Raw genomic sequence first — 22,192 nt, forward strand, 5'->3', positions numbered from 1 at the left:
TGCTGTTCTCTGGAGGATGGACGGGGGTCAGGGCACCAGGCCGTGGACGTCGGCCGCGCCGGTGCCATAGGAGACCACGGCGCCGGGAACGGCGACCAGCCGGTGTTCCCCGGGCACGTCGTTCGCGGGTGGACCGACCGCCACGCGTTCCCCACCGAGGTCACCGGCGGCCAACGCGAAGGAGTGGACACCCCGCTGACCGTTCTCACGGTCCGCGTACGGGATCAGGAGCGCGTCGTCGAGGACGACCGCGAGGTCGAGGAGTGCGGGGGTCGGGCCGTCGAGGTCGAGCGTCACCCGCGCGGTCACCGCGCCTTCGGGGTCCGAGGTGAGGACCTCCAAGGGCTCCCCGCTCCCGGGGTAGCGGCCCTCCACGGCGATGACCGTGCCGCCGGTGTCGGCGCGGAGGACCCGCTCCACCCGGGGACCGAACCGCCCCTGGGAGTCGCGAGCCTCCTCGGGGTGGCCCAGGGGTTCTCCGGAGCGCGGGTCGAGCAGGTACAGCTCGGCGTCGGCCCGGAGGACGAGGGCGCGCGCCGCACCCTCGGGGAGTGCCGCGCCCTCCACGGGACCGAGGTCGACGCGGGCCCACGAGTCGCGGACCGGATGCTCGTGCCGCCACACCTCCGCGCCGCTGGCGAGGTCGAGGGCGGTGACGGTGGCGACCGCCGACTCCAGTCCTCCCCCGTGGGCGAGGATGTCGGAGCCGTCAGCGGCAGCGCGCGGCCGGGCTGGTTGGAGCGTCCTCTCCTCGTACTCCCGCGCGTCCGCGCAGGTGTGGGCGACCACGACCCGACCGTCTCCCGTGCCGGGATCGGTCGTCGGCCACGTGTCACGCTGGAACTCGCAGAACAGGCCCTTCCCCCGGGGAACGAAGGTCCACCGTGTCCCGCCGGGGCCGGTCGCCGTCCGGTCGAACACCCGCGCCCGGACTCCCCCGGCCCCGTCGCGGTCGCGGTAGGCGTGGAGGGTGGTCGACCGGGCGTACCCCGCCATCTCCTCCAGGCGTCGTCCACCACCCGTGATCTCGCCGGTCGCGGGGTCCAGCGGGGTGGCTGTCACGGCGCCCTCCCCGAGGTCGTGGGTCAGAAGGAGGACGTCCTCGAAGAGGCGCACCTCCGCGTCCCAGCCGCGCGGATCGCGATAGGTCCACAGCTCCTCCCCGCTCGGTCCGTCGAGGGCGACGACCCCGTCCGACAGCACGAGGACCGGCCCGTGCGGCCCGGCCGCCACGTGCTCCACCCGTACGCCCGGCGGGGGCTTCCAGGTCCATCCCACACGGTCGACTCCGGAGGGGACGGCCGGTGGTGCGCCGGGGTCGCCCGAGGCGACCGCGTGGATCACGCGCGGAGGGGTGAGCGCCCAGGTCAGCACCGCGACGAGTGCGACGGCCAGGCCACCGCAGAGGGCCACGATGACGGGAGGGCGGCGGCCGAGAACGCGCGGCGGCCGACGCGGGCGCGCGGTGCCCGCCTGCTCGTCCATCGCTCACCCGTTCCTCGGCCACGGTCCGCAGCCTCGTGTACCCGGACCCGACCGTCCGTCGCGCGAACGACAACCTAGCAGCGGCGGCGGAGGCCTCACCCGGGTCCCCGGGCCCCGGGGACCCGCGGGACGCGGGATCAGTGGTCGGCGGGGGCGGCGGGACGGGCGTCCAGCCCCAGCCCCGCGCGTAGTTCGGCGCACACGTCCTGGCAGGACGCGTCCCTGCTGACCACGTCCACCTCGCCGCCCCGGGCCCACCGGGCGAGCTGGTCGGCCCACTCCGCGCGGGGCATGGACACGACGTCCGGGGGGTCGATCCCCTCGCCGACCGCGCCCGGAGCGCCGTCGGTGAGCACGGTGACCCGGCAGTCAGGGTGGAGTTCGGTGAGGTCGACGGTGAGCGGCTGCTCCGAGTGCAGGACCACGACGTGGATCTGGTCGGGGGTCTCAGTGGTGGACATGGGCGCCTTTCCTCAAAGGGGGGACGCCCGAAGACCTACTCTCCGGGCCCGCCTCCGAAACGTCCTCCCCCGGGCCGGAACCGGCCATACAGGGGTGACCTCGGACAGTGACGGGGATCCCACCCCAAGCCGAACGGAACCGGCTAGCCTCAGAACGGGACCACGGGAGTTCCGGCGGTGCGCGAACCGCCTGCCGTGCGCCCGGGGGCGACGGCCCTTCCCCAGTCGTCACCCCCGGGCACCATTCCGGCTCCGACCGCATCACGGGCGAAGCGCGCCTTATGGACAACTCATCCGGTGACCACCAGGCTGGGGCCCATGAGACTGTTCCCTCGACTCCAACGCCTCGACCAGCGCCTCTATGACCGGGTGACCAGGGTGGGGACCCCCCACCTGGACGGGTACACGCCGAAGTTCGTGCAGAGCACCGACAACATGGCGCCGTGGGTCCTGGTCTCGGCCACGCTCGCCGTCACGGGCGGCCCGCGCCTGCGCCGCACCGCGCTGCGGGCGATCGCCGCCGCCGGGATCGCCAACGCCGGAGCCACCGCGGTCAAGTACCTGGCGCGCCGCCCCCGCCCGGACAGCTCGGCGGTTCCCGCGGCCCGGGTCCCCTACCGTTCCTACGTCAGTTCCTCGTTCCCCTCCGGGCACACCGCCGCCGCGGTGGGCTACGCGGGCGGGGTCGTCTCCGACGCGCCCCTGCCGCTGTCCCTGCTGGTGTCCGCGATGGCGGGCGCCGTGGGCTTCTCCCGCGTGCACAGCGGGGTCCACTACCCGGGTGACGTGCTCGGCGGAGTCGCGATCGGCGCCGTGTCCGCCCTGCTCTCCCGCGCGCTCCTGCCACCGCGTCCGGAGCTCGTCTTCGGGGCGAGTACGACCCCCGTGGGAGAGGCGGACGTGGACCAGGAGGGCGCCGGGGTGACCGTGGTGGTCAACCCGCGCGGCGGCGCCAACGGGGTGCCCACCCTGACCACCGCGGACACCACCACCCGGGTGGCCCGCCAACTGCCCCGGGCACGGATCGTCCCGCTCTCCGCCGACGACGACGTCGCCTCGGTGATGGACGAGGCGGCCCGCGACTCCTCGGTGCTCGCGGTGGCTGGTGGCGACGGCACCGTCAACGCCGGGGCCACGGCGGCGCTCGCCCACGACCGTCCGCTGCTGGTGCTGCCGGACGGCACTCTGAACAACTTCGCCCGTACCCTGGGGCTGACCTCGGTGGAGATCGCCCTGCGCGCCTACTCCGGCGGTCGGCTGGCCCGGGTGGACGTGGGCGAGGTGGACGGGCGCGTCTTCCTCAACACGTCGTCGTTCGGGTCGTACCCGCGCATGGTGGAGCGGCGCGACCGCTGGGCGGACCGGATCGGCAAGTGGCCCGCGTTCGCTCTGGCCCTCTGGCGCGACCTGCGGGAGGTCCAACCCACCCCGGCTCTGGTGGACGGACGGCCCGTGAAGGTGTGGTGGGCGTTCGTGGGCAACTGCCGGTACCGGACCCACGCCCGGGTGCCCGCTCTGCGGGAGCACCTGGACGACGGGCGGCTGGACGTGCGGGTGCTGTGCGCGCGTTCGCCCTTCCCCCGGTTGCGTGCCCTGGCGGACGTGCTGTTCGCGGGGGCGACGTCCGGGTCCGGCTACACCGAGCGGCTGACCGAGTCGCTCACCCTGGCCATCCCGGACGAGCCCCGGCTCCTGGCCGTGGACGGCGAGGTCGTGGAGGGGTCGGCCGAGGTGGTCTTCCGCAAGCGACCGGCGGCGTTGCGGGTGTTCGTGCCGCTGGTCCACGGCTGAGCGCGGCGGGACCCGGGCGGACTCAGCGCTCCAGACGGCGCAGGATGACGCCCAGGTCCCGCCAGGCCTGTTCGGTGTCGGTGCCGCGCTGGTGCGGGGCGGCGAACCAGTCGACGAACTCCACGACGTCCTGGAGGTCCCAGCGGAGCCCGTAGAGGGACAGGAGCGCCGGGTCGGGCCGGTGCCCGGTGGCCTCCGCGTAGCGCGCGAGTTCGTCGGGGTCGTCGGTGACCAGCCACAGGTCGCGTTCGGGGACGGCCAGGCCCACCGTGTCCCAGTCCACGAACAGCGGCCCGGACTCGCGCCACAGCAGGTTCCCCGGGTGCGGTTCGCCGTGGGTGGGCACCGCCCGCGAGGCGTCGGCCTCGTCGGCGCGGCGGCCGAACTCGTCCAGGCGGGCCCGCAGCGCGCCTCCGTGCTCGGCGAGCAGCTCGGCGGTCGGTTCCGCGAAGGGGCCGTGGTCACCGATCCTCCCGGGATCCACGGTGAGCTCCGCCAGCCGGTCGGCCCCGGCCAGGCTCGGCGGGGTGGGTCGGATCTCGGCGGGCGGGGTGCGTCCGTGCAGGCGGGCGAGAGTGTCCAGGACCTGGGCCCGCTGGTCCGGTGTGAGCTCCTGGCCGAAGTCGCCGGGGCTGCCCTCCGTGTGCGGGAAGACGCTGAGTGCGTAACGGTCACCGATCCGCAGAGCGGTGGTGCCCCCGGTGGCGCGGAGCGGGGCCACGACGAACCCGAGCCCGTGCGCGTCGTGGAGCTCGGCGGCGGTGTCCATGGCCCGGCGCAGGTTGCGCAGGGCGGTGTCGGGATCGCCGCCGAGGAAGGGTTTGTGTTCGAGGTCGACCAGGGTGAGGAACCACCGCCGCCCGGAGGTGTCGGTGGCGCTCCAGTGGTGGTCACCGAAGCCCAGCGGAACGTGCGTCAGCACCTCCGCGTGAATGCCCCAGTCCGCCAGCGCGTCTTTGATCTGGTGGTCGTCGAAGTCCACGGGCCTGTCCAGCATGGCAGCGACGCTAACAGTCCGGCCTCGGGTGGCGCACGGCGTTTTCCACGGGGCGTTCCCGGTTCTCCGGGACCCGTGGTGACCCGGGGAAGCGGGCGCCGCCGGTCGGTCACTCCGTCTCCGCGACCTTGAGGAACCGTGCGAGTTCCTGTGCGTCTCCGGTGACCGCCAGCGACTCGGGGCCGATCCGTCTCCACAGCGTGAGCAGCAGGTCGGAGGCGGTGCCCTCCACCGCGACGCTGGCCCGGTTCGCTCCGCGACTGACCCGCCAGTGCTGGCCGGTGTGGTCCACCGTCCAGGAGAGGTCGGCGTCGGTGGCGGTCAGCAGCACCGCGCCCATCGGTCCGACCGGCTCGCGGGGCAGGTCCAGCATCTCGGCCAGGCCGAGGAAGAAGGTGAGGAACTCGTCCACCCCGTCCACGGCGACGTCCCGGGGCAGCGCGGCCCCGCCGTCGACCGCGTTCAGCACGTCCCAGGCGTGCACGGCGGTCTCCTGCGCCATGCGTCTGAGGATGAACGCCCCGTCCTTCTGCGGGGACCAGGTCCAGCGCGGCGCGTCGGGGTCCAGAGCGGTGAGCACGGTCAGGGTCTCGGCCAGTCCCTCCCGGTACCAGCTCAGCAGCGCCTCGTCGTCGGGGCGCTCCGGCTGCGCGTACCCGTCGTCAGGGTCCCTGATCTCCCCGGAGGCGATGGACCTCCAGAAGTGGTGGGTCTCGCCCACGTGCCAGACCAGGTCCAGGACGTTCCACTCGGGGCAGGTGGGTACGTGCGCGTGCGCGCGGTCCTCGGCGGCGTCGGCGAGGAGGGTCCCGCTCTCGCGAAGGACCGTGAGGTATCGAGGGGTGTCCATGTTCGGGACGCTAGCACCCGGCGGAGACCGAAGTCCGGATATCCACAAGCTGGATTCTCGGAAGGCCGGAGCTGGCCAGGGCGCCGTCGGCGCTCTCCCGAGACCTCCCCGACCTCCGACGGTCCCGTGACCCGGACCGGTGGTCGTCCGGCTCGGCCCGTCCGCCGGGGTCGCGAAGCGACCGCGGCCCGCCCACCGACGTGGCGACTTCGGCGGAGCGGCCCCGAACGGCAGGGACCACCCCCTACGCTGCGCGTCGGGGCAACGCCCCGAACCGCCACCAGACAAGGGGATCGCCATGGGAGAGAACGCACGGACCGGCCCGGAGGCCGGGGCGCTCGGCGAGGTCGTCGACGGGGTGTACGCGTGGGTGCAGCCGGACGGCACCTGGTGGGTGAACAACGCGGGCGCCGTGGCGGGGGACGACGGACTCCTGGTCGTGGACACCTGCGCCACCGCGACCCGCACCCGCCGGTTCCTGGGCGCGCTCGCCTCCGCCACTGCGGGCGCGCCGGTGCGCTGGGCGGTCAACACCCACCAGCACGGCGACCACACCTACGGCAACAGCCTGCTGCCCGACTCCACCGTGCTGATCGGCCAGAACGGCATGCGCGAGGCGCTGGACACCGACCCGCTCTTCGAGAACCCGCCACCGGTCTGGGAACCCGTGCCGAACTGGGGCGACGTCACCCGGAGGCTGCCCTCCGTCACCTTCGACCACGCACTCACGCTCCACCTGGGCGGCGGCCGCCGCGTCGACCTCCACCACCCGGGATACACCGCGCACACCGTCGGGGACGTGCTGGCCTGGCTCCCGCGGGAACGGGTCCTGTTCACCGGCGACCTGATCTTCCACGGGCTGACACCGCTGCTGCTCATGGGGTCACTCGACGGCGCGCTGCGCTCCCTGGAGTGGGTCCGTTCCTTCGCTCCGGACCACGTGGTGCCCGGTCACGGGCCGGTGATGCCCGGCTCCGAGCTCGACGCCGTGCTGGCCGTGCACGAGCGGTACTACCGGTTCGTCCTCGCAGCCGCCGACGAGGCCCTCCGGAAGGGCCACACCCCCTTGGAGGCCGCGCGCGACATCGACCTCGGTGAGTTCGGCGCGTGGGCGGACGCGGAGCGGATCGTCATGAACCTGCACCGCGCCCAGGCCGACCGCGCCGGCGTACCGATGGACCTCGCCCGGGCTCTGGCCGACGCCGTGGAGTGGAACGGCGGACCGATGCCCACCACCCTCTGACCCGAATTGTCGGTACCCGCCGATAGATTCTCCACCAGTCGACACGCCCTCCCCCGGGAGGCGCCCCCTCTCTCCCCTGCCTGGCACCCCCTTCCGGTGTGCCCGGATCCGATCGTCGAAGGGCCTGCCATGACCAGCACCACCTACCTGGAGCTCTCGGAAGAGGGCGGCGGCGCGCACAAGTTCTACGAGGTCACCCTCGACGGCACCGACGTCACCATCCGGTACGGACGGATCGGCGAGAACGGCCAGGCGCGCACCGCGAGCCACCCCACCGTCGCGAAGGCCGAGGCCACGGCGGCGCGGAAGATCGCGGAGAAGCGGCGCAAGGGGTACGAGCCCGCCGTGGTCGGGGTCCGCAAGCGGCGCGCGGTCACCCGGAGGACGATCGTCAGCCAGCGTTCGACCGCCAACCTCGCCCCGGTGCTGTGGCGGTTCCGCTCGGGCAGCCCCGCCTTCGGCATCTTCGTCGACGACGAGCGCTGCTGGGTCGGCAACGAGCGCGGAGACGTGTACACCCTCTCCCACCAGGGCACCGTCACCGCCCGCTACGGACTCCCGGACGGCGTCAAGTGCATCGTGGCCGACGACTTCTGGATCTACGCCGGGTGTGACGACGGCAAGGTCTACGACCTGGGCGCGAAGATCCCGCATGTGGCGTACGAGATCTCCGAGGACGTGGACATCTTCTGGCTGGACATCCACGACGGGGTGCTCGGCGTCTCCGACGTGGCCGGGCGGATCACCGTGATCGACCACGAGGACGAGTTCCAGTGGTCCCGCCGCAGCTCGGGAGACTCCGCGTGGATGGTCCGCCACGACGAGGCGGGCGTCTACCACGGGCACTCCCGGGGCGTCACCATGTACGACGCGGGCACCGGGGACGAGCGCTGGACGGTGCCGACCAGCGGCGCGGTGCTGTTCGGCTGGCAGGAGGGCGACGAGGTCTTCGCCGCCACGGCCCGCAACTCCGTGGACCGCATCAGCAAGGGCGGGGCGCACCGTTCCACCTACCGCTGCGACGGGGCGGTCTTCTCCTGCGCGGCCTCCCCGGACGGCCGCTACGTGTTCGCGGGTGACAACCACTCCTCGGTCTACTGCTTCTCCAGGGACGGACGCCGTCTGTGGAAGCTGGCCACCGGATGCGGTTCGGCCTACTCGATGCAGTTCCACCAGGACCGGCTGTACATCGTCACCACCGACGGTTCCCTGGCCTGTGTGGACGCCTCCGAGGAGGCGATCCTGGCCGCCGAGCGCGGCACCGTCCCGGAGCCGGTCAGCGTCAAGGCCCCCTCCTGGGACGCGGTCACCCCGGCCACCGAGCTGGAGACGGTGCGCTCCAGCGAGCTCGTGGCCGACGACGGGATCGTCGTCGAGTGCGTGGACGACGGCGGCCGCCTGCGGATCCGCGTGGTCTCGGAGGGCTACGACCCCACCCTGCGGGTGCAGTTCCCCAAGGACATCCGCCGCGCCGGAGCCCGCTACGTCGTGAGCGAGGTGCTCACCTCGGGCAGCGGCGGCTTCTACCGCGTCAGAGGCGACATCCGCCGCCTCGGCTAGACCACGGCTCCCGGGGTCCCGTGTCGACGGGCCCCGGGAGCGGGACGCGTTCCTCCAGGCGGCGCCGGGGTTCTCCCCGGTGTCCTCGTGCGTGATCCCGGGCAGAAGGGGTTCCTCCCTGCTCAATTCGACGAGGTGCGTCCCTCCCGCCTTGGGCCCGTCATTGTCCAGGATGATGATCTGCGGAGTGGCCCGGCCAGCCCTGTCGAGCGCTCTTCATTGTTCTCTTATAGGAATTCCTAACATTTGCGACAATTAAGCCACAACAGTTGCGAGTGGTGAATGCAGACGGAAGGGGACCCGCGTCACACGGGTCCCCTCAGAATCAGGCGGATCAAGCGGCTACGAGATTCCCGGAACAGGGGGCGAAGACACGTGGCGAAAGGGCGGTCCTCGGTGGCGCGCCCCGTGGCTGCCTGAGGTCGGAACGATCACCCCTCGGGCGCTCACCCGGATGACGCGACCGGTCATCGCCAAACGCGTTCGCCTCCCGTGACCCCGACTCACTCCGGAACGGTGACGCGGATCTTCGACTGCCCGTGCGGGCGCTCCTCCCAGTCCTCCATGAAGCGGGCGCGCAGTCCGTGCTTCTCCGCGAGCGCGACGAGGGTCTCCGTGCGGTAGTAGAAGTCCTCGCGCAGCACGTGGTGCTCGGCACCCTCCGTGCGGTCGAAGGTGAAGTCGAAGAACCCGCCCGGGGCGAGCACGCGGCCCACGTGGCGCAGGCACTCGTCGATGACCTCGACGGGCGAGTGGGAGAACACGCTGTGGGCGTGGACGACGTCGAAGGAGTCGTCGGGGAGGAAGTCGAAGGTCAGGTCCTGGGTGAGGGTCAGGTGCGGCAGCTTGTGCTGGAGTCCGCGCTCAGCCAGGACCTTCTTACCGGCGATCAGGATGTCCGGGGAGATGTCGATCCCGTAGTAGCCGCCGGTGTCGAGGTGGTCGATGAACCGCCACCCGGCCCGCAGGTTGCCGCAGCCGATGTCGAGCATCCGGTGACCGGGCTTGAGGCCGTGCTCGACGAGGTAGTCGAACTGCATCTCGCCCAGCGCCAGCCAGCGCTCCTCGTTGCGGCTGCCGACCGCCGCCCTGGGATCGCGAGCGGCGTCGGAGGCCATCACCGCGCGGTAGTAGGAGACGTGATCCCGGTGGGTGAGGCGCAGACGCAGGTCTCGCGCGGACCGCAGAACGTGGGGCGCTATCCGGCTCGGGTTCCGAAGCGCGTAGCGGATCCGGTGGACCAGGGAGGAACGGTCCGTCTTGAGTTGGTCTGTGCTCTGCTTCGGCATCGGTCGCCCGTGCTCTTCCGTCGGTGGGTGTCACGCTGAAGGTGGCATCCCATCACGGGAGGGCTGATTCGCCAAGGGGGTGCGGGCCGGAAAGTCGGGCCACATGCGGCCACATCACCCCCACGACGCAGGTGGTGAAGTCGGGTCGTCGGTCCACCCTCACGCCCGTTGCCGGTGAAATAACCGCAAAATCACGCCAAGTGTCCCACTTTTCTCCGTTCGACACCTTTGTGGGTGTTTCGCTGTCTCCAGGACGAACGAACGGACGGGGGAACGATGGTGAATGAGCGCGTGGAGCTACGCCACGCCGGGTCGCCGGGTCCACGGAGCAACTGGGTCCCGCTCGGGGCCGCGGCCGGGGTGGTCGTGGTGCTGACGGGCGGATGGGCTCTGGTGAACGCGGCGCTGCCCGCGTCCGAGGCGGTACCCGCGGGTCAGAGCATGACCCTCGGTTCGGGTGAGGGCTACGGGGCGTCGATGACCTTCGACGAGGGCTGGGAGCTCGACACCGGCTCCAGCACCACCGACCAGCAGTTCCTCTTCGCGAAGGGGCCGGTCAACCTCCAGGTGAGCGTGGTGGAGCCGACCGAGGGCGCCGACGCCGCCCAGCTCTGGGACGGCATGCGCGAGACGGTCAGGGTCGGGGACTCCTCGGCCACCCTCGGAGAACCCGAGCCGGTCACCTCCGAGGGAGGCGCCCAGGGCCTCACCGGGGACCTGCACATGCAGGAGCACACCGGGATCGCGACGGTGTTCCCCTCCCCGAACGGCGGTTTCGCGGTGGAGACCCAGGCGATCGGCGCCGAGGCCAGCGCGGCCGACCTCGTCGAGGCCGAGCGGATGGTCCAGTCGATCCGGTTCGACCGGAGCACGGGAGGGACCCCATGAGTCACGCACGACCCGAACCCGACGTCCCGTCCACAGTGAGCGGACAGGTCCCCACGCCCCGAAGGCCCGGTCGGGAACACGCGTCCGAACACCCGGCCGCGCCACCGCACCAGGAACCGCCCGGTCCGCAGCGCGTCCCCGCCCTGGTCGCCACGGTGGCCCTGGCCGTGGTCTGCCTGGGCGGGTTCGTCTACACCCTGACCAGCTTCTTCGGGGCGATCCGGGTCTTCCCCACCGAGACGCTGGCCGCCGCCGTCGTGCTGGCCGTGGCCGGTGTGATCGGCTTCTGGGTCCTGCGCCGGATCCGCCCCGTCCGGGCGCCGAGCCCGACGTTCTCGCTCGTAGCCGTGCTCTGGGGCCTGACCGGGGCGATCGGGCTGGCCCTGTTCTCGAACTCCCAGCTGATGTCGGCGTGGTCCCGGATGGGCGGCGTCGACTTCGGCTCGGCGTGGGGCGCGTCGCTGACCGCGCCGCTCAACGAGGAGCTGCTCAAGACCATCGGGGTGGTGCTGATCGCCGTGATCGCGCCGCGCGTGGTGCGCGGTCCCGTCGACGGCTTCGTCATGGGGGCCCTGGTGGGCCTGGGTTTCCAGCTCGCGGAGGACTTCACCTACGCGCTCAACTCGATCATGATGCAGGGGGCCACGGACGGGGTCGCCTCGGTGCTCCAGACGCTGTTCCTGCGGGTCGGCCTGACCGGCCTGGGTTCGCACTGGGCGATGTCCGCGATCGCGGGTACGGCGGTCGGCCTGCTGGCCGCCGTGGCGTGGCGGCCCGGAGCGGGCCGCGCCACGGGGGCGCTGCTCCTGTTCCTGTTGGCGATGGGCGTCCACTGGTTCTTCGACGCCCCGGTCCTGGTCGGCCTCCTCGGTGTGCTGGTCAAGACGCTGGTGGTGTTCCTGAGCGCGGTGGCCGTGTACGTCGTGGCGCGGCACTCCCACCGCCGCCGGGTCCGCGAGTCCCTGGCGGAACAGGGCGAGGAGCTGGGCATGCGCCGGTCGGCGGCGGTGGCTCTGTCCAGTCGGCACGGTCGGCACCGGGAGCTGGGCCGTGTGGCGGCTCCGGAACGACCGGCCGTCCGCGACCGCCAGGACAGGATGGTGGCGACCGCGGAGGAGCGGGCCTCGGAGTACCGGGGCTGAGGCGGCGGGTTCTCGTGAGCCCCCGGCGCGGTGAGGACCGCCCCGGGGGCTTCGCCGTGTCGCCGGTCCTTCCGCCGGCCGACCTCGGTAACAACGGCGACAACCGTCCCTGAATTCACAGCGGCCGTTTTCCCGCTCCGCGCACCCAGGTTTCCCGGGGTTCCTTTCCATGAAAAGTGGGAACATCCCCTCTCCCAAGCCGAAAGCGCGTGCGCACGGGACGCACGGGCCCGCCGGAAGGAACGAGAAAAGGAAACTCCATCCCCCCGGAGCCGCGTTGACCAGCAAAGAAATCGGGGACACGAACTCCGCCGGACAGATACTCGTGTTCCATTCGCCCCTGTCGGGAAGCAGCTGCACCACGTCTCTGGCCAACGTGGCCTGGAACATCGCCAGCACCGGTCGGAGTGTCCTGCTCGTCGACTTCAACCTGCACTCCCCCGAGCTGCGCGAGTACTTCTCCCCGCTGTTCGGACTCCGCGGCGGACGCCCCCAGGGGCTGGTCGACATGATCACCGACGTCATCGAGGGCTGCCACGTGCCGGGAGCCGACCCCGCCGAGGTGTGCGCGCGCGGCGCCGACCTCAGCGACCAGGTCGAACAGCTCAGCCGATGGCCGGTCATCCCCGGTGTCCCGGAGGGCGAGATCGGCTACCTCGGACCCGGCTCCCACCACACCGCACGGCTCACCCAGCTGGACACGATCCACGGTTCCGGGTTCGCCCGAGGCGCCCTCTCCACCCGTTTCCTCCGCGAACTCCGGACCGCGCTCCTGGACAGTGGTTACGACCACGTCCTGGTCGACACCGCCCCCGGCAACGGGCTCCTGGGGCGGCGCTGCGCGGCGGTCCTGGCCGACCAGGTCGCCCTCTGCCTCACCCTCAACACCACCGCCATCCACAAGTCGGCCCGGATCGCCGCCGAACTGCGGACCGAGGCCCCGCACGTGCCGGTCCGGCCGATCCTGACCCGCGTGGACCTGGAACTCCCCAACCTGGACGAGCTCCGTGACCGTGCGTACGAGACGTTCGCGCCCTGGGTCGAGGCCTCCGAGGACGATCCCTGGCGGTACTGGGGCCGGGCGGAGATCCCGTACAAGGCCCGGATCGCGGAACGGCTCACCCTCGCGGCCTTCCTGGAACGCACCTGGATGCCCAGCTCCCTGTTCCACGCCTACGAGCGGCTGACCTCCATCCTCACCGGCGGCGCGGTTCCCCGGGGACGCCACCTCACTCAGGAGCAGAGCGAGCAGGTCAGGCTGGTCTTCGAACAGATCCGGCACGGCGCGGTCGCCTCGGTGATCCTGCTGGCCGACTCCCGCGACCGTTCGTGGGCCGACTGGGTCCAGCCGCAGCTGGAGTGGGTCGGCATCCGGGTGACGCGGCCCAGGACGGACGGGGCTCCCCCGCCCGACACCGGCGGGCACGGGATCATCATGGTGCTGGTCTCCGCCCACCTGCACGGGTCCGCCGCGTTCGGGCTCCTGCACCGTCTGCTGGAGACCGCGCCGCAGCAGGGCGGCAACGGCACGCACCGGGTGCTGGGGGTGACGATCGACGAGGGCGCGCCGCCCGACGGCTTCCCGGAGGCCGAGTGGATCAACCTGCGCATCCGGGAGGAGGAGGACGCGCGCGGCGCGCTGCTGGCCCGCTTCGACCCGAGGTTCCCCAGCCACCGTTCGCGTGGTCCCGGGCAGGGACCCAGCTATCCGGGGGCACCCAACCCGGAGCTGATCAGCAACGCCCCGCACGGCAACCAGAACTTCAGCGGCCGCGAGGGGTTCCTGGAGCGCCTGCGCGACCTCCTCGGGCAGGGGATGGAGGACAAGCCCCCGGTGGTGCTGGTGGGGATGCAGGGCAGCGGGAAGTCGGAGATCGTCCGGGAGTTCGTCCGGCGCTTCCGCAGTGACTACGACCTGATCTGGTGGATCTCCGCGGACCGCCCGGAGAAGGTCGAGTCGTCCCTGGAGGAACTGGCGGCGACCCTGGCCGAACGCTTCCCGGACCACCGCTCGCCCGAGGCCGACCCCGTGCTGGCCGCGCTCCGGGCGGGCCGTCCGCTCAACCGGTGGCTGCTGGTCTACGACAACGCGGGGCCGCCCGGCGCGCTGGACGCGCTGATCCCGCACGACCACGGGCACGTCATCATCACCTCCTACGACCGGGACTGGGAGGCCTACGGTCACCGGCGCTGCCTCCAGGTGGGCCCCTTCAGTGAGGACGAGGTGGTGGAGCTGTTCCGGGACCGCCTCTCGGAGATCGACGCGGAGACCGCGCTGGCCCTCTCCCGACGGCTCGGTCACCTGCCCGCCCAGCTGCACCGCGCCCTGGAGTGGCTGAACTCGGGCCAGCGGCTGGACGGCGCCGCTGAGGCGGTGGCGGAGTACACACGCCTGCTCGACGAACGCGAGCCCTCGGTGGTCCGGGGCGCGGGTTCCTTCGAGGAGCGGCTGAGCAGTTCCCTCGCCCTGGACGAGCTGGAGCAGTACCACCCGGCGAGCCTGTGCCTGATCCGGCTGGCCGCGCACCTGTCCCCCGACGGCGTCCCCGAGGACCTGCTCCGCTCACCGCGTGCCGTCAGCGAGTACACCGATGCCGACCCGCGGTACCGGACCGGCCGGGTCAACTTCAACCACGTCCACTTCCAGCTCACCCGGGTCCTGCTGATGGACTTCGACCGGCAGCTGAAGACGTTCTCGGTGCACCCGGCGGTGCAGGAGGTGGTCCGGGACCGCATCCCCGCCGGGGAGCGCGCGCGGGTCCGCGAGTCGGTGCGGCAGGTGCTGGCCTCCTACGCGCCGCACGACGAGGAGGCGGACGACCCCCGACACGATCACCGCTACCAGAACCTGCGCTGGCAGATCGTCCCCTCCGGGGCCAGTCTGAGCGGTGACGACGAGGTGCGCCGCTGGTTGGTCAACCAGGTTCGCTACCACCACCGCAAGGGAGAGCTGGAGGCCGCGCTGGAGCTGGGCACACCGCTGCTGAGCGCCTGGACCGACACCTTCGGTGAACGCGACCGGCTCCGCCTGCACCTGGCCACCCAGCTGGCCAACGTCCACCGCTCGCGCGGCGAGCACCGCGAGGCGGGGCGGCTGAACAGCCGGACCCTCGAACTCCAGCGGGAGGTCCTCGGCGAACGCCACCCGTTCACCCTGTTGACGCGGCGGGGCATGGGCGCGGACCTGCGGGCCCTGGGACGGTTCGCGTCGGCGCTCGAACACGATCGGGAGACCTACTCCGCCTACCTGGCCGGTCGAGGCCCCCACCACCAGCACACCCTGCTGGCCGAGCACAACCTGGCGCTGTCCCTGTCGGCGGCCGGGGACTACGCGGAGGCGCTGCGGGTCGGTGAGGGGGCGCACCGGGTCACCCGGGAGATCCTGGGCCACCGTCACCCCTACACCTGGATCCTCTCCTCGGCGACGGCGACCTACCGCCGTCGTACGGGCGAGTACGTGATGGCGCACCGGCAGATCCACCAGGCCGCGGGGATGCTGCGTCGCACCATCGGTGAGCTGTCCTCGCACACGCTGCACGCCCGCAAGGAGCTGGCGGTGAACGAACGCCTGGTGGGCGACCCCGAGCAGGCGCTGGAACGGATCCGCCGCACGCACGAACAGCACCGGGGCGAGTACGGAGACGAGCACCCCCGCAGCCTGGCGATGGCCTTGGCACTGGCGGCCGGCCTGGCCGCCGCCGACCGCTACGACCTGGCGCTCCACCAGGCCCGTACGTGCGTCGACGGCTACACGGGCGTGTTCGGTCCGGACCATCCCTTCACCCTCGCGGCCAGGGCCAACCTGGCCGCCTACGCCTGCCGCACCGGTCACGTGGGGGAGGCGGAGACCCAGGCCCGGTGGGCGCACGAGGGCCTGTGCTCCGACCCACAGGTGGGCGAGGTGCACCCCCTGGCACTCGGCGCGGCGGTGAACCTGGCCAACGCCCTGGTGGCCAAGGGGGAGATCACCGAGGCCGTGGCGCTGGACGTGCGCACCCAGGAGGAGCTGCACCAGGTGTGCGGCACCCAGCACCCGCACTACGAGCTCGCCTACGCGAACTACCTGAACAGCACCGCCCGGCACATGGGCGACTCGGTCAGCGAACGCGGGCACATCGACCTGGAGGTGCCGGAGATCTGAGCGCGGACACCGGTGACGGAACGGGGCGGCGGGCGGGAGGTCCGAGGTGGAGGTGACGGGGGTGGAGGCCACCGGGGCGGAGGACACCGGAGCGGGCGGGACCAGCGCCTTCTTCACGAGCTACGGCGGGCGCAGGGCCGACCGGGAGCACGTGCTGCGCTTCCACTCCGATCTGGAGGCCATGGTCCGGCTGCACACCGACGACCGCGCCTTCGGCGCGACCGGGCCGACCCTGGAACCGGGCGGAGGCTGGCGCTCCGAACTGCTCCGGCACTGCGCCACCACCCGCACCCTGGTGGTCCTGTTGAGCGAGACCCACCTCAACAGCGCCTGGTGCGCCCGGGAGTGGTGGATCGTCGAGGAACGGGTCCGGCGTTTCCGGGACCACGGTGCCCCGCCCCACCACATCCTGCCGCTGGTGTGGCAACCGCTCAGCGGACCGCTCCCCCGCGTGGTGCGGGAGCGCCAGCGGCTGGACTGGGTGGGCGTGCCCGGTCACGCGGACGCCGGGGTCCTGGAGCTGATGCTCACCGACCCGACCGCCTACCGCGCCCTCTGCTACCGGATCGGCGCCCTGGTGGCACGTTCGGCGGCCGACCCCCTTCCGCCCCTGCCCGAGGCCGTCGCCCGGGAGGCCGTCCCCGCCTGGGACGCGGTCGCCCGGAGGGAGGGCGCGGACCCGGACGGGGCTCCCTCCGATCAGGGGGAGCTCCCTCCTCCCGAGGGCCCCGAGGGCCCGGACGCGCGCGGGTCGGTCGGTGAGCGGGCCGTCCGGGTGTTGCTCACGGTCCGGGCGTTGGACGACCCCGCCTGCTGGGCGGCGTTCCTGCGCCGGCTCGGGGAGCTCCGCCGGGACCGGGCCCTCAACCCTCTGTACTGGCGGGTCACCGTTCCCGCCCCCGAACGCCACGAACGCCTCGTGGCCCACCTGCGGGCCCAGCACCCCGACTCCCACGCCCTCTCCTGGCTCGCCCGGGCCGTCGCCGAGACCGCCGGTGACCCCGACGCGGCGGCGGCGCTGCGCGCCCTCCTCCCCCGGGGCCGAACAGCTCCGGAGGACCACCCGACCGACCCTCCCCGCACCGTGACGGAGGCCCCGTGAAACAGGCACCCGCCCCGCCGAGACGACCACGGATCGCCGTGGTCGGCAGCGTCGACGCCTCCCGCGAGTACGAACCGCCCCTGAGCGCCACCGACCAGGTGCGCGCAGCCTGCCACGACCTCGGCCGCGAACTGGCCCTGGCCGGGTACGACCTCGTGGTCTTCGCCGACGACGAGCACTACGTCGAGACGCTGGTGGCGCGCGGGTACGCGGCGGCCTCCGCCCCCGACTCACGGATCATCGCCCACCCGCCCCGGCACCAGGACTACGCGCCCGTTCTGCCCGAGGGCTCACGGGTGCGTGTCACCACGATCCGCGACACCGGCGCCGAGTGGGAGGTGCCGTACTACCGGACGCTGTTCGAGGTGGACGGGATCGTGCTGGCCGGGGGCGGTCGGTCCACCCGGGTCACCGGGGTCGTCGCCCTGGCCCACGGCGTCCCGGTGGTGCCGTTGGCGGTCTTCGGCGGCGCCGCCCGGCAGGTGTGGGTGTACCTGGACGGTGCCGGTGAGCACGTGGACCGGGAGGACGTACGCGCCCTGGGAGAGTCCTGGTCGTCCGGGTCGGCCAGGCGAATGGCGGAGGTGCTGCGCCGACAGATGGAGCGCCGTGCCGAACGCCGCCGCCGTGAGGAGAGGGACCGGCGGTGGGGGCGCTGGCGTGAGTCGGCCGGGCTGGTCTCCGCGATCCTGCTGCTGCTCGCGGCGTTGGCGTCGATCGTGCTGGCCGGAGGTCCCGGCCCCGCCGACCCGGCCAGTCTGTCCCTGTTGTTGGCCGGTCCGATGTGCGCGGCGGTCTCGGGTGCGCTGATCAGGGACTCGTTCGGACGGACCCCCTCCGCCCTGCGCGCCTGCGCGCGGGGGCTGGGCGCGGGCGCGGTCTCGGTCCTGCTGTACGTGGCGGCCCAGCTGCTGACCGTTCCGGAGCTGCTGGTGGAGCTGGACGCGCGGCGCCTGCTGTTCTTCGTGGTCCCGGTGGGTTTCACCGCCGGGTTCACCTTCGACCTCGTCCTCGAGCGTCTGCGCAGCCCCGGCGGACCCCAGGTGGCGCCGCCACCCTCCCTCGGCACGCGGAACTGAGTGACGTCGTGCCAGTTCGGAGGGGGCCCGACCGGGCCATACCCGGTCGCCGGGGCCCGACCGGGGGAGGTGGCCCGGTTTCCGCCCTGGGGTCGGGATCCGGCTCATAGCCTGGTCTCCGCGACTCCCCAGGGAAGGACGACGCGATGGCCGTGGACGGCACCCCGGACCCGTACGAGGTCGAGATCCCCTTCGGTACCCGGCTCAAGCTGCACCGCACCAGAAGAGGGCTGACCCGGGACGTGCTGGGTGGCCTCGTGGGCCGTTCCGCGTCGTGGGTCAAGGCCGTGGAGACCGGGCGGCTGGGCACCCCCAAACTCCCGATCCTCCTGCGCCTGGTGGAGGCACTGCGCATCCGTGACCTGGCCGAACTCACCGGGGAGCAGTCCGTACCCGTGGATCTGTTCACCGGCCCGGGACACACGCGGCTGCCGAGGGTCCGCGCGTCGGTCAACGCCCTCACGCTGGGCGACGACGGGCCCGCCCCCACCGTGGAGCGGCTGCGCGCCCGGCTGGCGGCGGCCTGGCGGGCCCGGCACTCGGCGTCCCACCACCGCGACGTGGTGGGGCGGCTGCTTCCCGCGCTCTTCGAGGACTCCCAGAGGGCGGTTCGGCGGGCGGAGGACGGGACCGCCCGGCGCGCGGCGCGGTCGGTGCTGTCGGAGGTGTGCTCGCTGGCGCAGTTCTTCATCGCGTACCAGCCCGCCGAGAGCCTGCTCTGGCGGGTGGCCGAACGCGGCATGGTCGCCGCCCAGGAGGCGGAGGACCCGCACGCCCTGGGTGTGGCGGCCTGGCTGTTGGCGCAGGCGCACCGGGACGCGGGTGACTGGGAGGCGGCGGACGCGGTCACCGAGGACGCCAGCCGCCACCTGGTGCGCCACCTGCCGGACGGTGACCGCGACGTGCTCGCGGTGTGGGGCGCGCTGCGGTTCGAGGCGGGGTACACGGCGGCGCGTCGAGGGCAGGCGGGGACGGCCTGGCGCCACTGGGACACGGCCCGGAAGGCCGCCGAGCGCCTGCCCGCCTCCTACTTCCACCCGATGACCTCGTTCTCCCGTCCGGTGATCGCCGCGCACGCGGTGACCGTGGCGGTGGAGCTGCGCAGCGGGCACGAGGCGGTCCGCCAGGCCGGGCGGGCCCCGGCGGAGGCGATCCCGTCGCGGCCACGCGGGGCCCGGCACCGGATCGAGCAGGCGCGCGCCCATCACCTGGCCGGGCAGCGGGACGAGGCGCTGCGGGTGCTGGAGGCGGCACACGCGGCGGCCCCGGAGACGGTCCGGTACAACGGGTTCGCCCGCCGCATGGTGTTGGAGGAACTGGAGTCACGTGATCCCCGGCGCCGTGACGGGGCGGGCGGTCTCGCTGAGCGGATCGGGCTGCTGACGTGAGCGGAGCGCGGCTCCTCGGCACGAGGGGCACAAACTGTACCCTTCGAACCCACGTGGACACCTAGAGTGATCTCATGTCAGATCCCCGACCAGCGCGAGGGGGCGTCGTGAGCGACGCCGCCGTCATCGAGGTCGAGGACCGGTCGACCCTGGAGGCGTGGGCGCGGACCATGCGCGCGACGGTCGTGCCCGTGGCCGAGAACTGGTGGTCGATCACCTACCAGGCCGAGGCCGACCTGCCCTCCGGCGGCCGGGTGCGCTGCCGCTACCTCTACGAGATCCCCCGTCAGGCCGCCCTGCGGCGCTGGAGGCGCACCTACGTCGTGGGACTGGTGCACGCTGACGGCCGGTCGCGCTGCCACCACGTGCGCCAGGTGATCCCGGTGGGCGACAGCGAGCCCGAGGAACGGCACCGCGCGGAGTTGATCGCCTCGGCCCTGGTCGCCACCGAACGCCACGACGCGTGCGGCGCGAGCGTCGGCAACCTGGAGGTGTACGTGGTGGAGCGGGCCACCCTGTGGAAACCCGGGGTGGCCCGCTACTGACCGAACCGCCCCGGGCCGCCCGTACCTAGGAGAAGTACTCGTGGGCGGTCCGCGCGAGCAGGGTGGCGCCGTCCTCGATGACCCGGTTCGCGGCCTCCCCCACGCACACGGCGGCGAACTCCGGCTGGTGGTTGCTGACCGGGAAGCAGTCCAGGCCGATGTAGGGGTGGATGGCGGGCACGTGCTGGGAGACGTTGCCCATGTCGGTGGAGGCGCGGTTCATCGTCTGGTGCTCCGCCGGGGCGTCGAACCTGCGACCGATCGCCAGGGCGTGGCGCGTGTAGATCTCCAGCGCGCGTTCGTCCGTGCGGAACTCGGAGTAGGGCTGGGACTCGGGCGTGAACTCCAGCTCGGTGTCGGTGGCCAGCGCCCCCGCCTCGAAGCACCGCTCCACCCGTGCGCGCAGCGGTTCCAGCTCGGCCAGCGTGCGGGCCCGCGTGTACCAGCGGCCCTCCGTGACACCGGGGATGGCGTTGGGGGCCTCGCCACCGACGGTCTGGATGCCGTGGACCCGGGTGGCGGGCGGCAGCTGCTGCCGCAGCAGACCGAGGGCGACCTGGGAGATGACGAACGCGTCGTTGGCGTTGCGGCCCTCGTGCGGGTAGGCGGCGGCGTGGGCCGTGCGCCCGGTGAACCGGACGTGATCGTGGGCGACCGCGTACGGCTCGGCCCTGGGCGCGTCCACCGGGCCCGGGTGGGCCATGAGCGCCAGATCCAGGCCGTGGAAGGCGCCGGCGTCCAGCAGCTCGACCTTGCCCCCGCCGCCCTCCTCGGCCGGGGCTCCGACCACCTCGATCGTGAGGTCGAGCTGGTCCGCCCACGGGCGGAGGGCGATCGCGGCGCCCGCCGACATCGCGGCGATCAGGTTGTGCCCGCACGCGTGGCCGAGTCCGGGCAGCGCGTCGTACTCCACGACCAGTCCGACCCTGCGCGTGCCCGACCCGTAGGAGGCGTGCACGGCCGTGGGGAAGCCGAGATAGGAGGTGGTCGTCCCGAAGCCGAACTCGTCGAGCAGTTCGGCCGTCCAGGCGGCGGCCCGGTGTTCCCGCCACGCGGTCTCCGGGTGCGCGTGCAGCGTCTCGGAGTAGGAAATCAGCCGGGCGAGGTGGCCGGAGACCTCCGGCGGGCGGTGGGTCTCAGCGGTCATCGCCGGGCACCCCGTATCCGGGAGAGGCGGCCGGATCCAGGCCGCGCTGGACGTAGTCCTCGCGCTGGGGCAGCCAGACGTCGAGCAGTCGCCCCAGCGCCTCGACCGGCTCGTCCTGCCAGTCCACGCGGAGGTCCGTGTCGCGCCAGCCGTGGCCGGACACGGTGGACAGCCCCGCCGAGTACACCGGACCGGCCTCGCCGCCAGCGGCCAGAGCGGCCGAGAGCGCGGTGAGCAGGCGCTCCTCCAGCTCACCTCCGGCAGAGGCGAAGGCCGCGCACATGATCGCGGGGAGGTCCGCGCGGGAGAGCATGTTCCCCGCGGCGGCGCAGTGCGGCCCGGTGGCCTCACCGTGCACGCCCAGGGTGAGGCCACCGCTGAACGTCGCCGCCGCGCCCGAGGCGTCCACCACGGTGAGCTGACGGAAGTTGGCGTTCGGCGCGCCGCCGACGACCTCCTCCAGCGCCGCCTCGGGGCCGCTTCCCGCTTCCAGCCGGTCCAGCAGGGCCGCTCCCAGCCGGGGGTCGGTGATGTTCTGCGAGGCGACGGCGCCGACGGAGTCCCGCAGGTGGACCACGCGCGCCGCGACCGCCGGTGAGGAGGACACCGCCGCGACGCCGAACCGGCCGTCCTGGTGTGCCGCGATGGAGAAGGTCACGCCCCACCTCCCGAGATGACGGCGGTGGCGTCGATCTCCACCAGCCACTCCGGCCGGGCCAGCGCCTGGACGACGATCCCGGTGGAGACCGGGTGGACCCCCTTGAGCCAGCGCCCCATCTCCCGGTACACGTCCTCTCGGTAGCGCGGGTCGACGAGGTAGACCGTCACCTTGACGATGTCCTGGAGTCCGCTGCCCGCCTCACGCAGGAGGAGGTCGATGTTGGCCATGGCCTTCTCGGTCTGCGCCTGGACGTCGCCGACGCCCACGGACTCGCGGGTGTCCAGGTCCTGGCCGATCTGGCCGCGCAGGTAGACGACTCCCCCGGCGACGACGGCCTGGCAGAGGTCGTTGTCGAGGTTCTGCTCGGGGTAGGTGTCCCTGGTGTTGAACGTGCGGATGCGGGTGTGCGTGGTCATGTGTGCT

Annotated in this window: 18 protein-coding genes; 10 read left to right on the forward strand and 8 right to left on the reverse strand. The window is 72.7% G+C overall.

Annotation, left to right across the window (positions count from 1 at the left end; translation table 11 throughout):
* Positions 1-27 precede the first annotated feature (27 nt).
* On the reverse strand, positions 28-1,485 hold the full coding sequence (locus ACRWK8_RS07805; RefSeq protein WP_431869244.1) for a hypothetical protein: 1,458 nt from the start codon (positions 1,483-1,485) through the stop codon (positions 28-30).
* Positions 1,486-1,622: 137 nt separating this feature from the next.
* On the reverse strand, positions 1,623-1,946 hold the full coding sequence (locus ACRWK8_RS07810; protein ID WP_378741922.1) for a hypothetical protein: 324 nt from the start codon (positions 1,944-1,946) through the stop codon (positions 1,623-1,625).
* A 318-nt stretch (positions 1,947-2,264) separates the two neighbouring features.
* Between ACRWK8_RS07810 and ACRWK8_RS07815 the strand changes: the two genes are divergently transcribed.
* Entirely contained in the window at positions 2,265-3,737 is a 1,473-nt protein-coding gene (locus ACRWK8_RS07815; protein ID WP_431869246.1) for a bifunctional phosphatase PAP2/diacylglycerol kinase family protein, read from the forward strand.
* Between the two features lie 22 nt (positions 3,738-3,759).
* On the opposite strand, the gene ACRWK8_RS07820 is transcribed toward ACRWK8_RS07815, so the two are convergent.
* Positions 3,760-4,734 carry a phosphotransferase gene (locus tag ACRWK8_RS07820; protein WP_431869248.1) on the reverse strand — a complete coding sequence of 325 codons (975 nt, stop codon included), beginning with the start codon at positions 4,732-4,734 and terminating at the stop codon, positions 3,760-3,762.
* 109 nt (positions 4,735-4,843) lie between these two features.
* Entirely contained in the window at positions 4,844-5,584 is a 741-nt protein-coding gene (locus ACRWK8_RS07825; protein WP_431869250.1) for a maleylpyruvate isomerase family mycothiol-dependent enzyme, read from the reverse strand.
* Between the two features lie 298 nt (positions 5,585-5,882).
* On the opposite strand from ACRWK8_RS07825, the gene ACRWK8_RS07830 reads away from it, so the two are divergent.
* The gene (locus ACRWK8_RS07830; protein WP_431869252.1) at positions 5,883-6,827 is read left to right on the forward strand and encodes an MBL fold metallo-hydrolase; all 945 of its coding nucleotides are present in this window, start codon (positions 5,883-5,885) and stop codon (positions 6,825-6,827) included.
* Positions 6,828-6,956: 129 nt separating this feature from the next.
* A complete protein-coding gene (locus tag ACRWK8_RS07835; RefSeq protein WP_431869254.1) occupies positions 6,957-8,387 on the forward strand; it encodes a WGR domain-containing protein in 1,431 nt (476 codons plus the stop codon).
* Positions 8,388-8,890: 503 nt separating this feature from the next.
* Here the strand turns inward: ACRWK8_RS07835 and ACRWK8_RS07840 are convergent.
* Complete coding sequence (locus ACRWK8_RS07840) at positions 8,891-9,676, reverse strand: class I SAM-dependent methyltransferase (RefSeq protein WP_431869256.1); 786 nt, start codon at positions 9,674-9,676, stop codon at positions 8,891-8,893.
* A gap of 276 nt (positions 9,677-9,952) precedes the next feature.
* On the opposite strand from ACRWK8_RS07840, the gene ACRWK8_RS07845 reads away from it, so the two are divergent.
* From ACRWK8_RS07845 to ACRWK8_RS07875, 7 genes are all read left to right on the forward strand, one after another.
* Complete coding sequence (locus ACRWK8_RS07845) at positions 9,953-10,564, forward strand: hypothetical protein (RefSeq protein WP_378741939.1); 612 nt, start codon at positions 9,953-9,955, stop codon at positions 10,562-10,564.
* Positions 10,561-11,706, forward strand: coding sequence for a PrsW family intramembrane metalloprotease (locus ACRWK8_RS07850; protein ID WP_431869258.1), 1,146 nt, complete (start codon positions 10,561-10,563; stop codon positions 11,704-11,706). Before ACRWK8_RS07845 ends, ACRWK8_RS07850 begins: the two co-directional genes overlap by 4 nt.
* 277 nt (positions 11,707-11,983) lie before the next feature.
* Positions 11,984-15,847 (forward strand): FxSxx-COOH system tetratricopeptide repeat protein, encoded by a 3,864-nt coding sequence (gene fxsT, locus ACRWK8_RS07855; RefSeq protein ID WP_431869260.1) that lies wholly within the window; start codon positions 11,984-11,986, stop codon positions 15,845-15,847.
* A 61-nt stretch (positions 15,848-15,908) separates the two neighbouring features.
* On the forward strand, positions 15,909-16,949 hold the full coding sequence (locus tag ACRWK8_RS07860) for a TIR domain-containing protein (RefSeq protein WP_378741945.1): 1,041 nt from the start codon (positions 15,909-15,911) through the stop codon (positions 16,947-16,949).
* Positions 16,946-18,028, forward strand: coding sequence for a hypothetical protein (locus tag ACRWK8_RS07865; RefSeq protein ID WP_431869262.1), 1,083 nt, complete (start codon positions 16,946-16,948; stop codon positions 18,026-18,028). The genes ACRWK8_RS07860 and ACRWK8_RS07865 overlap by 4 nt, the downstream gene beginning before the upstream one ends.
* Positions 18,029-18,174: 146 nt before the next feature.
* Positions 18,175-19,416: a helix-turn-helix domain-containing protein gene (locus ACRWK8_RS07870; protein ID WP_378741949.1), complete on the forward strand. Its 1,242-nt coding sequence runs from the start codon at positions 18,175-18,177 to the stop codon at positions 19,414-19,416.
* 107 nt (positions 19,417-19,523) lie between these two features.
* On the forward strand, positions 19,524-19,961 hold the full coding sequence (locus ACRWK8_RS07875) for a hypothetical protein (RefSeq protein WP_378741951.1): 438 nt from the start codon (positions 19,524-19,526) through the stop codon (positions 19,959-19,961).
* Positions 19,962-19,986: 25 nt separating this feature from the next.
* On the opposite strand, the gene ACRWK8_RS07880 is transcribed toward ACRWK8_RS07875, so the two are convergent.
* The 3 genes from ACRWK8_RS07880 to ACRWK8_RS07890 are packed head-to-tail and all read right to left on the reverse strand — an operon-like array spanning position 19,987 to position 22,185.
* Positions 19,987-21,108 (reverse strand): M20 family metallopeptidase, encoded by a 1,122-nt coding sequence (locus ACRWK8_RS07880; RefSeq protein WP_431869265.1) that lies wholly within the window; start codon positions 21,106-21,108, stop codon positions 19,987-19,989.
* The gene (locus ACRWK8_RS07885; protein ID WP_431869266.1) at positions 21,098-21,766 is read right to left on the reverse strand and encodes a DUF1028 domain-containing protein; all 669 of its coding nucleotides are present in this window, start codon (positions 21,764-21,766) and stop codon (positions 21,098-21,100) included. The genes ACRWK8_RS07880 and ACRWK8_RS07885 overlap by 11 nt, the downstream gene beginning before the upstream one ends.
* Positions 21,763-22,185: a RidA family protein gene (locus ACRWK8_RS07890; RefSeq protein ID WP_431869268.1), complete on the reverse strand. Its 423-nt coding sequence runs from the start codon at positions 22,183-22,185 to the stop codon at positions 21,763-21,765. The genes ACRWK8_RS07885 and ACRWK8_RS07890 overlap by 4 nt, the downstream gene beginning before the upstream one ends.
* Between the last annotated feature and the right edge of the window lie 7 nt (positions 22,186-22,192).

It is taken from the genome of Nocardiopsis eucommiae (assembly GCF_965344335.1).
Lineage (GTDB): Bacteria > Actinomycetota > Actinomycetes > Streptosporangiales > Streptosporangiaceae > Nocardiopsis > Nocardiopsis eucommiae.